The sequence below is a fragment of the Actinomadura chibensis NBRC 106107 genome, from assembly GCF_001552135.1.
Lineage (GTDB): Bacteria > Actinomycetota > Actinomycetes > Streptosporangiales > Streptosporangiaceae > Spirillospora > Spirillospora chibensis.
In genome coordinates, this window is record NZ_BCQP01000079.1 from 1 (window position 1) to 13,697 (window position 13,697).

Below are 13,697 nucleotides of genomic sequence, written 5' to 3' on the forward strand. Positions count from 1 at the left end.
GGGGCCGGGGCCGGGCGCGGCGGCCCGTGACGCGGGCGGCCCGGGACGCCGACCGCGTACGACCGAACCGGTCGCTAGAGGGCGACCAGCGCGACGACGAGGATCACGACGACGGCCACCACGGCGGCGACGCCGACGATGACCGCCACGTTCGGCCCGGACTTCTGCGGCTGGGCCTGGTTGGCGAAGTTCTGGAACTGGTGCGTGGTACCGGCCGGATCTTGGGGCGTCTCTGACATGCGGACGAGGGTAACGGATGGCATTCGTCCGAGACGGGCGGTTTGCGAGGCGGACATACCGCCCCCGGCGTCCGGACGGCACCGCCCCCGGCGTTCGGGCGGAGTCGGAGCGGAGAGTGTGGGATTCGAACCCACGAGGACTGTCCCCAGCCCTGGGCGCTTTCAAGGCGCCTGCACTAGTCCACTATGCGAACTCTCCCAGGTGGCCATCGCCAACGATAGCGGGCATGGCGCGGTGGGTTCGACCGCATAACGCGGCTTGGGCCGTCCTCGACCGCCGCGACTCAGGACGACGCGGGACGCTGATACGCGAATCCGTCACCGACCACGGCGGCCAGGGTCAGGTACGCCTCGCGGGTCGCGGGGGCGAGCTGCTCTAGGTCGACCTCCGCGCCCTCTTCCAGGTGGTCGTCGTAGGGGATGCGGACGACCGCGCGGCAGCGGCTCTCGAAGTGCGCCTGGAGCTTGTCCAGGTCGACCTGGCTGCGGGTGCGGTTGCGGACCATCGACAGCACCACCACGCCGTTGCGGACGAGGTGCCCGTGGTCGTGCGCCTCCAGCCAGTCCAGGGTGGCGCTCGCGCTGCGGGCGCCGTCCACGGACGGGGAGCTGACCAGGACGAGCTGGTCGGCGAGGCTCAGCACGCCCGCCATCGCGGAGTGCAGGAGGCCCGTCCCGCAGTCGGTGATGCAGATCGAGTAGTACTGCTCCAGGACGACGGCGACGGCGGCGTAGTCGTCCGCGCTGAACGCCTCGCTGACCGCCGGGTCGCGGTCGGACGCGAGCACTTCGAGCCGCGCGTTGTTCTGCGACGTGAACGCGCGGACGTCGGCGTACCGGTGGATGTTGTCCCGGTTGTTCAGCAGGTCGCGGACGGTGGCGGCGGTCTCCAGCTTGACCTTGTCGGAGAGCGTCCCGCGGTCGGGGTTCGCGTCGACGGCGATGACGGTGTCGCCGCGCAGCGAGCCCAGCATCGAGCCGAGCCCGGTCGTCGTGGTCGTCTTGCCGACGCCGCCCTTCAGCGACATGACGGCGACGCGGTGGTGGCCGCCCGCCACGGCGGTGCGGGCCCGCGCGATCAGGTCCTTGCGGCGCAGGTCGCCCTGCGACTCGCCGGGGTGGATGTTGCCCGCCGTCGCCTTGTAGACGGCGCGCCGCCAACCCGAGGACGGCGCGATGCGGCGCTCGCCGAGCAGGTTCTCCGAGCTGAGGCTGTCGGCGTTCTGCGGGTCCATCGGCGGCTGCTGCGGCGCCTGGCCGGGGTGGCCCTGCGGCTGCGGATACCCGTAACCCTGCGGCGGCTGCCCGGGGTTCGGGGCGACGGGCTGGTACGCCTGCCCCGTGTTGGGGTCGATCTGGGGGGCGTACTGCTGCGCCGCGGCGTTCGGGTCCTGCTGGTAGGGCCGACCGGTGTTGGGGTCGATCGGGGTGGCGTACTGCTGCTGCGGGGCGGCGTTGGGGTCCTGCTGGTAGTCCTGCTGATAGGGCGGGGGCGCGGACGGGTCGAGCATCGGCGGGAACGCCTGCTGCTGGGCGGCCGCGGAGTTCGGGTCCTGCTGCTGGTAGAGCTGACCCGTGTTGGGGTCGGCGGGCGGATAGGGCCGACCGGTGGCGGGGTCGGCGTACGGGTACGGCTGCATGCCCGCGTTGGGGTCCTGCTGCTGGTACGCCTGCCCGGCGTTCGGGTCGGCGGGCTGCGGGAACTGCGGCTGACCGGTGTTCGGATCGCCCGGCGGGAACTGCGGTTGACCCGCGTTCGGGTCGCCGGGCGGGAACTGCGGTTGGCCCGCGTTCGGGTCCATCGGGGGGAACTGGGGCTGGCCCGCGTTGGGGTCGCCGGGCGGGAACTGCGGCTGACCGGTGTTCGGGTCGGCGGGCGGGGAGGGCTGCGGCGGGCCCGCGTTCGGGTCGATGGGCGGGAACTGCTGGAACGAGGTGGCTTCCGGGTCCTGCTCGTACGGCTGGGGGGTCGCCTCGGCGTCCCGCGAACCGAACTGGTCGGACGCGTAGGGCGGGAGCTGTTCGAGCGGAGGAGCGGTGTTGCCGTTGGCGTCGTACGGCGACTGCTGCGGCGGGTAGGGCGGCTGCGGGACCTGCGCCGGGTCGTACCCCTGGAAGCCGCCCGCGCCCGGGTAGGGCGGAGGCAGCATTCCGCCGTCGAACGGCTGCGGCATGGGGCCGCCGTCGTAGGGCGGGGGCTGCGGCGGCCCGAAGTTCTCCGGCGGGTAGCCCTCCGGGGCCTGCTGGAACGCGGGCGGCGCGGAGAGCCACGGGTTGCCGCCCGGATCGCTCGGCGGCGACGGCGGGCCGCTCTCGCCCGGCGGTGGCGGCAGCGGCAGCGGCGGCGGCGCGTTCTCCTGCTCGGCGGGTGCCTGCTGCGGGACCTGGGGAGGAACCTGCGGGGGAGCCTGCGACGGGGACTGCGCCTCCGGCGGCCGGTCGCCCTCGGGAGCGGACGGCCCGGCGCTGTCACCGCTCATCGCGTCGAGTGAGGCCAGCCGCTCCTCCAGGGAACGCCCGTCGTGCTCGTTCCTCGCCACCGTTCTTCCCCCTCGGGCACGCCTCTGATGATCAACACGGTGCAGGTGGGCGAATGGCCCCAAGGCAGGATACCCGTGTGCCAATACCACGCATCCACCGCGCAGATCGACGTTGACCCCGCGTAGCGGTCCCCCGGCGTCCCCCGGGCGTCCCCTAGGCGGGCGTCGCGTCCGCCGGGCCGTAAGACCGTTCCGGACGCCCGGTAGCGTGGCCGGTATGCATGCGATCGTGATCCGCGAGCCGGGCGACGCCGACGTCCTGACGTGGACGGAGGTCCCCGACCCGGCACCGGGGCCGGACGAGGTGCTGATCGACGTCGCCGCGAGCGCCGTCAACCGCGCGGACGTCATGCAGCGCAAGGGCTTCTACCCGCCCCCGGAGGGCGCTCCCCCGTACCCGGGCCTTGAGGTGTCCGGACGCGTCGCCGAGCTGGGCCCCGGCGTGGCGTCCGGGCTGAGCGTCGGCGACGAGGTGTGCGCGCTGCTCAGCGGCGGCGGATACGCCGAGAAGGTCGCGGTACCCGCCGGGCAGGTCCTCCCGGTGCCGCGCGGCGTCGATCTCGTCGAGGCGGCCGGGCTGCCCGAGGTCGCCTGCACGGTGTGGTCGAACGTCTTCCAGCTCGGCGGGCTGCGCGCGGGGGAGACCCTGCTCGCGCACGGCGGCGGCAGCGGCATCGGCACGTTCGCGATCCAGCTCGCCAAGGCGCGCGGCGCCCGCGTCGTGACGACCGTGGGCAGCGCCGAGAAGGCGGCCCGCTGCCGCGAACTCGGCGCGGACGTCGCCGTCAACTACCGCGAGGACGACTTCGTCGAGCACGGCCCCTACGACGTGATCCTCGACCTGATCGGCGCGAAGTACCTCGCCCGCAACGTGGACGCGCTCGCCGTGGGCGGCCGTCTCATGGTGATCGGGCTGCAGGGCGGCGCGCGGGCGGAGCTGGACATCGGCAAGCTGCTGGGCAAGCGCGCGGCCGTCCACGCGACGACGCTGCGGGCCCGTCCGGCGGACGAGAAGGCGGCGATCGTGGCGGGCGTCCGCGAGCACGTGTGGCCGCTGCTGGAGGCCGGACGGATCCGGACGGTCGTCGACCGCCGGGTCCCGATGGCCGACGCGGCGGCCGCGCACCGGGCGCTCGAAGACAGCGTTCACGTCGGCAAGATCCTGCTGACCGTGTGAGGATGTGGAGTTTATGAGCGAGCCTTCGAAGAACTCGAAGAACCAGTCAGAACAGGAGCCGCAGGTGCTCGTCGTCGGCCCGAACGGCATCGCCGTCGAGGGCGGCGGGGGCGAGTCCGAGGGCAAGTCCGTCACCGACATGGTGGAGCAGCCCGCGAAGGTGATGCGGATCGGCGGGATGATCCGGCAGTTGCTGGAGGAGGTCAAGGCCGCCCCCCTGGACGAGGCGAGCCGCGCCCGCCTGCGCGAGATCCACAAGTCGTCCATCAAGGAGCTTGAGGACGGTCTCGCGCCCGAGCTGGTCGAGGAGCTGGAGCGGCTGTCGCTGCCGTTCACCGAGGGCGTCGTGCCGAGCGAGAGCGAGCTGCGGATCGCGCAGGCCCAGCTCGTCGGCTGGCTGGAGGGCCTGTTCCACGGCATCCAGACGACCCTGTTCGCCCAGCAGATGGCGGCCCGCGCGCAGTTGGAGCAGATGCGCCGCGCCCTGCCCGCCGGGATGGTGCCCCCGACCGCCGACGAGGAGGGCCCCGGCCACCGCGCGTCCGGCCCCTACCTGTAAGCCCCCGCTAGTAGGACCCGCAGATAGGCCCCGCAGGCCCCCGGTAGGACGACTCGAAGAAGCGGCCGCGCCCCTCGGCGAGGGGCGCGGCCGCTTCTCACGGGTAGAGGCGTTCGAGGACCTCGGCGACCCCGTCGTCGTCGTTCGCGGACGTCTTGTGCGTGACGGCCGCCAGCACCAGCGGGTGCGCGTTCGCCACCCCGTACGAGACGCCCGCCCAGGTGAGCATCGGCAGGTCGTTCGGCATGTCGCCGAAGGCCGTCACGTCCGCGGGCCCGAACCCGTGCTCGGCGCACAGCGCGGCGAGCGCGCTCGCCTTCGTCACGCCGTGCGCGCTCATCTCCAGCAGGGCCCGCTTGGACGAGTGCGTCACCGTCACGAGGTCGCCGACCGCCTCCACCGCCGTCGCGGTCAGCACGTCGGGGTCGCCGTTCGGGTCGAAGGCGAGCAGTTTGGTGCCGCTGCGGTGGGCGAGGTCGGCCGGGTCCACCGAACGGCCGCCGAGGGCCTCGACGTCCAGCCGTTCCAGGTTGTAGGTGGACTCGAACACGAACCCGGTCGGGTGCTCCACCGCGAACCGCAGGCCCGGCGCGACGGCGCGGAGCCGCCCGACCGCCTCGGCGATCACCGCGGGCTCGATCTCCCGCGTCTCCAGGACGGTCTCGGTGTGCAGGTCGTACAGGACGGCGCCGTTCGCGCAGATGGCGACGCCGTGGTGGCCCGCGGCCGTCGCGACGTCGGCCATCCAGCGCGGCGGCCGGCCGGTGACCATGACGAGCATCGCCCCGGCCCGCTCGACGCGGGCGAGGGCGGCGGCGGTCCGGGCCGAGATCGTTCCATCGGAGCGCACGACCGTCCCGTCGAGGTCAGTGGCGATCACACGCGGCGAGGGCTGGCTCATGTCCCCCTTTGTATTGCATCCGCCGCCACTTTGACCCCCGGGGGCCCTGCAAGGTGGCAAAACGTGCGCTCTCCGACATCACCCCCATCCCGCCCAACGGCTCCCCGCGCGACCGGCGCGCGGGCGGCTCCGCGCGGAGCGGGCCATGGTCGCCGGGCAGAGCGGATCAGTCGCTCTTCGCCCGTTCCTCGGCGACGTGGAAGAAGTCGCCGCCCTTGCGCCGGAAGTCGTCGGTGCCCCAGGAGCGGGCCTCTTCCCGCGAGACCTTCCGCATATGCGGAATGTGCTTGGCGCAGTGGATGTAGGCCTCTTCCACCGACACCTTCACCCATACCTGCGCGCGCTGCCCGGGTGTCTGCTCCACCGGCAGGTCGGGCCACATGGCCCGCGCCGCGGCGCTCTCCAGAATCTCGGCCCCGCCATTGATGTGGAGCCCGATGCGGGCGCGTTCGAAGTCGATGACGAGTATTCCCACATGCGGGTTCTCTTCAATGTTGCCGAGGCTCGCGAACACGCCGTTTCCCCGGTACTCCGGGTACAGGACCGTTCGTTCGTCCGCGACGAACAGGACGCCGGGCGGCCCGGCCCGAAAAGAGCTGTCGCATTCTCCGTTCCGGTCGGCGGTCGCGACGAAGAACATCTCCTGCCGCCGGAGGTAGGCCCGCATGTGCGAGTTGAGATGGTCCAGCATTTGCTTGTGGTGGAATCGAATGGCGCGGTCGGTCGTCCCGAGCCGCCGCTGGAGAGCGCGTTCACCATCGGTTCCCGGACACACCGAGTACTCCGTCGTCATCGCCGGCGCCCCTGCCCTGCCAGGCTCGACCTCATCATCATCGACGTGATCCCCTTCCGTCCCGCGGGGTCGAGAAGCCGCTTCATTCGGCGATTCCGAGTGCACCACAGGCTTCACCGCAAAGGAAGGGGTATCCCGGAAGTACCTCGGCCAATATCGTTGACTTTGGCCATGACCCACATCCGGCAAAGAAGTTGATATACCGTCGGCGGGGAGGGCGTACGGGGTGCCCGAGGACGGTGTCCGGCATGGTCGATCAAATGCTTGACGTGGTCACGCTGGGTGACCTGGACGGTGTGTTTCCGCAAGATCTGGTGGAAGCGGTTTTGGCCAAAACCCAGGATCGAGAGGTGCGGCGGCGACTGCTGTCGCCCGGGTTGATGGTCTATTTCCTGCTTGCCCGCGCGTTGTTGTACCCGCAGTCTTATCAGCGCGTCCTGCGTACGCTGGTCGCCGTGCCCGGAACCGGTAATGGCTGGGATAATTGGCGGGTACCGGACAAGGCCGCGATATTTAGGGCGCGGTGCAAGCTGGGTATAGAGCCGTTCCATGAACTGCTGGTGCACGCGGGGAGCGCGGTGGCCGACGAGCGGACGCCCGGCGCGTTCTGGCGCGGGCTGCGCGTCATGGCGCTCGCCGGGACGACGCTCCAGGCCGCCGACAGCCCGGCCAACCAGACCGGACTCGGCGGGCCGCGCGCCCAGCGGGGGGAGAGACCGCCCGGAGGCCCGCTGGCGCGGCTGGTGGCGCTGGTCGAGTCGGGCAGCAACGTGGTCTGCGACGCGGCGGTCGACTCCCACCGCGTCAAGGAGCGTGTGCTCGCCGAACGGCTGGCCACCTCGCTCGGCCCGGCGATGCTGGTCCTCGCGGACCGCGACCTCCCCTGCGCGCACCTGTGGCGCAGGCTGGCGGACTCGGGCGCGGAACTGCTCTGGCGCGTCCCGAAGAACTGGAGGCCGCCCGTCGAGGAGACCCTGCCGGACGGATCGTGGCTCTCCACCGTCCACGGGGAGTTCGGCCGCGACGCCTGGCCGCGCCAGGACGCGCGGGCCAGGGTGGTGGAATACGCCCGCGACGCCCCCGGCAGGGGCGGCGCCGAACGCTGCCGGCTCGTCACCACGCTGATCGACCCGCACGCCGCGCCCGCCGCCGACCTGGTCGCCCTGTACGGCGAACGGGCGGAGGCGGAGGACCCGCTCGCCGAGCTGAAGACCACCCAGATCGGCGCCGACACCGTGCTGGCCAGCAAGACGCCCGAGCTCGTGTTCCAGGAGACGTACGCGCACCTGGCCGTCTACACCGGCCTGCGCGTCCTGATGCACGGCACGGCCGTGAACCGCAGCGAGCCGCTGGATCCCGGCCGGCTCAGCTTCACCGCCGCGCTGCGCGCCGCCCGGCGGAGCCTCACCGACCGGCGTCGGCCCGCACCGAGCCTCCTCATCCGGACACCGGTCGGCGGCGGCGGCGCACCCGGCCCGGCACGCGCGTATCCGCCACAGGGAGATCATCGCCCGCTGACCTGGGCGGCGGCCCCCGCCGACCGCTAAGTCAACGGTCAGCCCTTGACCGGCTCCAGGACGTCCAGCCCGATGAACTTGCGCAGCGCCTCGGGGACGCGGACCGTCCCGTCGGCCCGCTGGTGGTTCTCCAGGATCGAGACCATCCAGCGGGTGGTGGCCAGCGTCCCGTTCAGCGTCGCGACCGGGCGGCTCTTGCCCGCCTCGTCCCGGTACCGCACCGACAGGCGCCGGGCCTGGAACTCGGTGCAGTTGGACGTGGACGTCACCTCGCGGTACGTGCGCTGCGACGGCACCCACGCCTCGCAGTCGTACTTGCGGGCCGCGCTGGCGCCGAGGTCGCCCGCCGCCACGTCGATCACCCGGTACGGGATCTCGACCTTGGCGAGCATCTCCTTCTCCCACTCCAGCAGCCGCAGGTGCTCGGCGTGCGCGTCCTCCGGCTCGCAGTAGGAGAACATCTCCACCTTGTCGAACTGGTGGACGCGGATGATGCCGCGCGTGTCCTTGCCGTAGGAGCCCGCCTCGCGGCGGAAGCAGGACGACCACGCCGCGTACCGCCGCGGCAGCCCGTCGAGGATCTCGTCCATGTGGTAGGCGGCGAGCGGGACCTCCGAGGTGCCGACGAGGTACAGCTCGTCCTGCGGAAGCTGGTAGACCTCGGCGGCGTGCGCGCCGAGGAACCCGGTGCCCTCCATCGCCTCCGGCTTCACGAGGACGGGCGGGTACATCGGCACGAACCCGGCCGCGACGGCCTGCTCGACCGCCAGGTTGAGCAGCGCGTACTGGAGCCGCGCGCCGACGCCCGTCAGGTAGTAGAACCGCGCGCCGGACACCTTCGCGCCGCGCTCCATGTCGATCGCGCCGAGGCTCTCGCCGAGCTCCAGGTGGTCCTTCGGCTCGAAGTCGAACTCGGGCGGCTCGCCGACGTGCTCCAGGACGACGTAGTCCTGTTCGCCGCCGGGCGGGGCGCCGTCCTCGATGAGGTTCGGGACGTCCTTCAGGACCGCGTCGAGCTCGTCGCCGAGCCGGTCGGCCTCGGCCTCGGCGTCCTTGACCTGCTGCGCCAGCTCCTTGGCGCGCGTCAGCAACTGCTGCCGCTCCTCGCCCTGCGCCTTCGACACCGACTTGCCGAAACTCTTCTGCTCCGAGCGCAGCCGCTCGAACGAGGTCAGCGCCGAGCGGCGCCTCCCGTCGAGGTCGAGCAGGCGGTCGACGACGGCGTCGTCCGCGCCGCGGGCGCGCTGGGACGCGCGCAGCCGGTCAGGGTCCTCTCGAAGAGCGCGAAGGTCGATCACAGATGCGAGGCTACCGGCTGGAGGCGGCCCGCCGCGCGGGTGTATCGCGTCCGCGCGCCGCCCGGCGCGGCGCGCTCAGCGGGAGCCGCTGGCCAGCAGCGCGTGGGCGGGCAGCGCGACCTTCCCGTCCGCCGCCGCGTAGCCGGACACGATGCGGTCGTAGGCGTCCTTGACGCGCTGGACGGTGGGCGCGTCCTGCCGTCCGACGATGACGCCGTTCGTGCCGACCCTGGACAGCGCGCCCGTCTCCCACCACTCCTCCGGGTCGACGACGTGCTCCCAGGTCACCTCCTCGACGGCGACGCCCGCGAACCCCGCCGCCGCGACCAGCCGCCGGAACGCCGTGACCTCGCCGTACTCCATGAACGGCGGGTCGGGGATGTCGGCGGGGACGGGCACGCCCGCCTCCTCGAGCGCCTCCCGGACGATCCCGAGCGCGCCGCTGCCCGGCATCACCCAGCAGCTCAGCGCGAGCCGCCCGCCGGGCCGCAGCACCCGCCGCAGCTCGGCGAGCGCCGCGCCGGGCGAGCCCACGTGGTTGATGACGAAGTTGCCCGCGACCGCGTCGAACGTCCCGTCGTCGAACGGCACGTCGGGCAGGACGGCGACGCGCACGTCCAGTCCGGGGACGTTCCGGCGGGCCGTCTCGGCCATGTCCGGGTCGGCGTCGAGCGCGGTCGCCTCCGCGCCGCGCCGGACCGCCTCCCGGGAAACGAAGCCGGGACCCGTTCCGACTTCGAGGAACCGCGTCCCGGCCGCGACGCCCGCGGCGTCCAGCAGCGGGTCGATCAGGTGGCGGGTCAGCCGGGCGAACCCCCGCTCGTAGGCGGCGGCCCGCCCGGCCCACAGCTCGCGCTCGTAGAGATCGAAGTCATCGGCCACCCGCGCAGCCTACGTCAGCGCACGTCCACCTAATCACCGGGCGCGTTCGGCGCGGGCCGCGGCGCCGACTCGCGGTCCGGCTGGAACAGGGCCCGGCCGCGCAGCGTCACATCCTGGTGAACGATGTCGACGGCGGCGAGCGGGGCGGACGATCGGCGCGCGGCGCGGCCTCTCCGGTCGGTCACCGTACCGGGCGCCGGAATCGCGGGCCGGATGAAGGCCCGGGAACTGAGCCGTGGAATTGCTCTTTCGCGGCCGTTCGGCGTGCCTTTATGCGCCGTCCCTTCTTGTGGTCCCGCCAGGTCACCTGAGGTATAACGACGGTGATGGAATCCGAGGGCGAAGCTATTCTTGATCTTGGGGACGGCCGACGGCGGGAAGCCGCCGACGAACTGTGGGCGCACCGCGGCGCGGCCGTGATCACCGGGATCTCCGGGGTCGGCAAGTCCCTCCAACTCGTGAAACCGCTGCTGAGCCGGTATTTGAAGGAATGCGGGCGACCGGTCGTGAGCATCGACGTCCCGGAACGGTCGACCGACCTGGAGCAGGAACTCGTCGATCTGCTCGTGGACGGGCTCGTCCTCCCGGCGGGCGGCGGCGCCGCGCCGCGGATCGTGCCGGGCCGCGGATTCAAGGCCGCCGTCCGCGATTTGCTGCAGCAGCGGGTGCTCGTCGTGATCGACGAGTTCCAGCGGCTCCTGGACGCCGACAAGCGGCCGCGGGAGCCGTTCGGGTCCGCGCTCGCGGAACTGGCGCGGGCGCCGGGGAACGAGGGCGGCCTGTGGCTCGTGTCCAATCAGCATCTCGACGCCCTCTGGACCCAGCCGTTCCATCCGGTCGAACTGCCCGCCCCCGTGGCCGAGGAAGGCGTCCGCATCGTCCTGGAGCACCTCAGAACGGCGGACGCGGCGGCGAGGTTTCCCGAATCCCGCAGAACGGAGACGGTGAATCGGCTCGGCCGCAATCCCCGCGTGCTGCATTTGCTGGGCTCGCTTTTGCGGCGCTACACATTGGACGAGTTGCTCGGCCCGCCGTTGCTCGGCCCGCCCACCGAGGGGATCCCCGAGGACGAACTCGTCGACACGATCGAACGGGGACTGGTGGCCAAGGCCACCGAAGGGCTCGCGGACGACGAGCGCCAGGCCCTGCGCAGGCTGTCGGTCCTCTCGGCCGGTTTCGAGCAGAAGCAGGCCGAGACCCTGGTCACCGACTTCCGGAAGCGGCTCCGCGAACTGCGCTACCGCTACCTCATGGAGCCGACGCAGGACAGGCCCCCCAGATACCAGTTGCACCCGGCCGTCCGGGAGGCGGAGAACGCGTTCCTGCGCCGGGACCAGCGGGCGTGGCGCTCGGCGCACCGCGCCGCCGGGCAGTGGTACGCGGCGAGGCTCAAGCGGACCGACGCCAAGGAGCGGGCCGTCGCCCTTTCCGGCGCGTTCTTCCATCTGCGGGAGGCGGGCGCGGGACGGGAACTGGCCGACGCCATCGCGGCCGCCCGCGCGGAGATCGAATGGCGTTACGGCGGGGACAAGCGCCATATCGTCCCCGAGTCGGCGCGGGAGCGCGACGCGCGCATCGACCTGCTCGCCGAATACCTCGCGGAGCCGGGGGCGCCGGGCGTCGAGTACCACATGGCGCGGCTGCTCCAGGAACGGTTCCGCGAGACCGGAAACCCGGCGGACGGCGAACTGGCGCTCGCCCACGCCGAGCGCGCGGCGAAGCGCTGGCGGACCGGCTCGGCCGTCCCGTGGGTCATGTGGATGAAACTCATGACGGAGGTCAGGGGCTTCGAGGCCGCCGAGGAGATCGGCCGCCAGGCGCTGGCCCACAAGCCGTACATCGGCGAGCAGAGATTCGCCGTCTACATGCAGTTGAGCATTTACCTCACCGCGCAGGAACGGGTCGAGGAATCGATCGCGGAACTGCGCCGGGGCTGCGCGGAGTCGCGGCCCGCCGACCAGCGCCGCCTGGCCGACCAGGCGGTGCTGTACGCGGCGGCCGAGCCGTCCGACGACCTGCTCCGCCGCACCCGCGACTGGCTCAAGGGCTCGGGCGTCCTCGACTACCAGGCGCGGCTGGCCGAGATCCTGCTGCTCCAGCACGAGGGCCGGTGGCGCGAGTCGGCGGACCTCGCGCGCCAGAGCAGGACGGCGTTCCCCAAGCCGTACCTGCACTTCCCCATCTACGAGGCGATCGGCCGGATCGGCGAGGGGAACCCGGCGGCCGGGCTCGCGGTGCTCCAGCGGGCGCGGATCCCCGACAGCCAGCGCGCCTCGCACAAGTCGGAGTTCCGCGAGGGAAAGGCGTGGCTGCGGGCGCTCGCCGCGCTGCAGAGCGGGGAGCTGGAGGAGGCGTCCCGCTTCCTCGGCATCTACCTCGGGACGGCGCGGCCGCCGACCGGGGCCGAGGAGATCAGGGCGGCGCTGCTGACGGAATGGGACACCCGCGTGGCGATTCCGGGCGAGGCGACCCCCTCGTTCATCACGCCGATCCTCCCGCCGTCGGTGACCGGGACGTCGGAGAGCGCCAGGCGTCCGCAGTACGGGCCCCGCGTCCTGGACCAGGCTCCCGCAGAGCGCGTCGACCGCAGGCCCGTCGTCCTGGCCGTGGCGACGGAATGGTCGTCGAACCACGGCGGGCTCAGCACGTTCAACCGGCAACTCTGCGCCGCACTGGCCCGCTCCGGAATGCGCGTGTTCTGCATGACGCCCAACCCGAGGCTGGGGGACATCAAGAACGCGAAGGCCCTCAATGTCGAACTCATCAACCCGATGGAGAACGAGTGGTACGAATCCGAGCTTGAGGTGCTGAAGGAGCGTCCGGACGGGCTCGGCGGGGACCCGGACGTCATCATCGGCCACGGCCGCGTCACAGGACCGGCCGCGAAAGCCCAGGCCGACCGTTTCCCGAGTGCCAAGCGGCTGCATTTCATCCATGTCGCGTCGGAGGAGATCGACTGGTTCAAACCCGGCCGCGAGGACGGCAAGGACATCGCCGCGGTGGCGGAGTCGCGGCAGCGGCTCGAAGTGGACCTCGCCCGCGGCGCCCATCGCGGTTTCGCCGTGGGCAAGCGCCTCCACGAGCATTACGCCCGCTATGTGTCCTCGCCGGGAAAGGCGCAGCTCGCGCGTTTCGACCCGGGGTTCGACGCCGAGGACCTGACCCCGCGCGAGGCCCCGCCGGGAAAGCCCATCGTGCTGCTGTTCGGACGCGTCGAGGACGCGGAGCTGAAGGGCGTCGACCTGGCGGCGCGGGCGATCGGCGCGGCCGCCAAGGCGCTGCGGGAGAGCCGGGCCGCGACCGAGGTCGAACTGATCGTCCGCGGGGTGCCGGAGGGCTCGTCCGAGGAGCTGCGGGAGAAGATCATCGATTGGGCCGACCATCCGGCGCTGCTGGTGACCCCGCGCGTCTACGCGGCGAACGAGCAGCGGCTCGCCGCCGACCTGGAGACCGCGAACCTGGTCCTGATGCCGTCCAGGGCCGAGGGGTTCGGGCTGGTCGGGGTGGAGGCGATCATCGCGGGGACGCCCGTCCTGGTCAGCGGCCGGAGCGGGCTCGCCGACCTCCTGTGGGAGCACCTGGGCGACGAGGCGCGGCACATCGTCGTCCCCATGCACAAGAGCGAGGCCGAGAACACCGACGAATGGACCCGCAAGATCCAGCACGTCCTGGAGGACCCCGAGACGGCGTTCGCCCGCGCGACGAAGATCCGCCGCCTCCTCGCGGAGAAGTGGACGTGGTCGATGGCGATCGAGGCCCTCAAAGCCGAACTCTGACCCGCGGCGCGGCGG

Annotated in this window: 11 protein-coding genes and 1 tRNA gene; 4 read left to right on the forward strand and 8 right to left on the reverse strand. The window is 72.1% G+C overall.

Annotation, left to right across the window (positions count from 1 at the left end; genetic code table 11):
• Positions 1-74: 74 nt before the first annotated feature.
• The 3 genes from ACH01S_RS44135 to ACH01S_RS46595 form a co-directional block, all read right to left on the reverse strand.
• Entirely contained in the window at positions 75-239 is a 165-nt protein-coding gene (locus ACH01S_RS44135) for a hypothetical protein (protein ID WP_174564940.1), read from the reverse strand.
• 110 nt (positions 240-349) lie between these two features.
• Positions 350-438: transfer RNA gene (locus ACH01S_RS37890), tRNA-Ser, on the reverse strand.
• A gap of 85 nt (positions 439-523) precedes the next feature.
• Positions 524-2,779, reverse strand: a complete 2,256-nt coding sequence (locus ACH01S_RS46595) for a MinD/ParA family ATP-binding protein (protein ID WP_281289167.1) — start codon at positions 2,777-2,779, stop codon at positions 524-526.
• Positions 2,780-2,996: 217 nt separating this feature from the next.
• On the opposite strand from ACH01S_RS46595, the gene ACH01S_RS37900 reads away from it, so the two are divergent.
• Positions 2,997-3,956, forward strand: coding sequence for an NAD(P)H-quinone oxidoreductase (locus ACH01S_RS37900; RefSeq protein WP_067904009.1), 960 nt, complete (start codon positions 2,997-2,999; stop codon positions 3,954-3,956).
• A 13-nt stretch (positions 3,957-3,969) separates the two neighbouring features.
• On the forward strand, positions 3,970-4,515 hold the full coding sequence (locus tag ACH01S_RS37905; protein ID WP_067904012.1) for a bacterial proteasome activator family protein: 546 nt from the start codon (positions 3,970-3,972) through the stop codon (positions 4,513-4,515).
• Positions 4,516-4,612: 97 nt separating this feature from the next.
• On the opposite strand, the gene ACH01S_RS37910 is transcribed toward ACH01S_RS37905, so the two are convergent.
• On the reverse strand, positions 4,613-5,416 hold the full coding sequence (locus ACH01S_RS37910) for an HAD-IIB family hydrolase (protein WP_067904014.1): 804 nt from the start codon (positions 5,414-5,416) through the stop codon (positions 4,613-4,615).
• A 166-nt stretch (positions 5,417-5,582) separates the two neighbouring features.
• Entirely contained in the window at positions 5,583-6,209 is a 627-nt protein-coding gene (locus ACH01S_RS37915; protein ID WP_067904017.1) for a pyridoxamine 5'-phosphate oxidase family protein, read from the reverse strand.
• 260 nt (positions 6,210-6,469) lie between these two features.
• On the opposite strand from ACH01S_RS37915, the gene ACH01S_RS37920 reads away from it, so the two are divergent.
• Positions 6,470-7,756: an IS4 family transposase gene (locus tag ACH01S_RS37920; protein WP_246236506.1), complete on the forward strand. Its 1,287-nt coding sequence runs from the start codon at positions 6,470-6,472 to the stop codon at positions 7,754-7,756.
• Between the two features lie 8 nt (positions 7,757-7,764).
• Here ACH01S_RS37920 and serS read toward each other — a convergent pair whose 3' ends face one another.
• The 3 genes from serS to ACH01S_RS44140 all read right to left on the reverse strand — a co-directional run bounded on the left by serS (position 7,765) and on the right by ACH01S_RS44140 (position 10,091).
• Complete coding sequence (gene serS, locus ACH01S_RS37925; protein ID WP_067904024.1) at positions 7,765-9,024, reverse strand: serine--tRNA ligase; 1,260 nt, start codon at positions 9,022-9,024, stop codon at positions 7,765-7,767.
• Positions 9,025-9,099: 75 nt separating this feature from the next.
• Positions 9,100-9,906 carry a class I SAM-dependent methyltransferase gene (locus ACH01S_RS37930; RefSeq protein WP_067904027.1) on the reverse strand — a complete coding sequence of 269 codons (807 nt, stop codon included), beginning with the start codon at positions 9,904-9,906 and terminating at the stop codon, positions 9,100-9,102.
• Between the two features lie 29 nt (positions 9,907-9,935).
• Positions 9,936-10,091 carry a hypothetical protein gene (locus ACH01S_RS44140; protein WP_157406355.1) on the reverse strand — a complete coding sequence of 52 codons (156 nt, stop codon included), beginning with the start codon at positions 10,089-10,091 and terminating at the stop codon, positions 9,936-9,938.
• A 141-nt stretch (positions 10,092-10,232) separates the two neighbouring features.
• Between ACH01S_RS44140 and ACH01S_RS37935 the strand changes: the two genes are divergently transcribed.
• Positions 10,233-13,682, forward strand: coding sequence for a glycosyltransferase (locus ACH01S_RS37935; RefSeq protein WP_067904030.1), 3,450 nt, complete (start codon positions 10,233-10,235; stop codon positions 13,680-13,682).
• Positions 13,683-13,697: the final 15 nt, after the last annotated feature.

Coding starts and splice junctions, on each gene's coding strand:
- ACH01S_RS44135 (WP_174564940.1), bottom strand. CDS start 239: ATGTCAGAGACGCCCCAAGATCCGGCCGGTACCACGCACCAGTTCCAG.
- ACH01S_RS37900 (WP_067904009.1), top strand. CDS start 2,997: ATGCATGCGATCGTGATCCGCGAGCCGGGCGACGCCGACGTCCTGACG.
- ACH01S_RS37905 (WP_067904012.1), top strand. CDS start 3,970: ATGAGCGAGCCTTCGAAGAACTCGAAGAACCAGTCAGAACAGGAGCCG.
- ACH01S_RS37910 (WP_067904014.1), bottom strand. CDS start 5,416: ATGAGCCAGCCCTCGCCGCGTGTGATCGCCACTGACCTCGACGGGACG.
- ACH01S_RS37915 (WP_067904017.1), bottom strand. CDS start 6,209: ATGACGACGGAGTACTCGGTGTGTCCGGGAACCGATGGTGAACGCGCT.
- ACH01S_RS37920 (WP_246236506.1), top strand. CDS start 6,470: ATGCTTGACGTGGTCACGCTGGGTGACCTGGACGGTGTGTTTCCGCAA.
- ACH01S_RS37935 (WP_067904030.1), top strand. CDS start 10,233: ATGGAATCCGAGGGCGAAGCTATTCTTGATCTTGGGGACGGCCGACGG.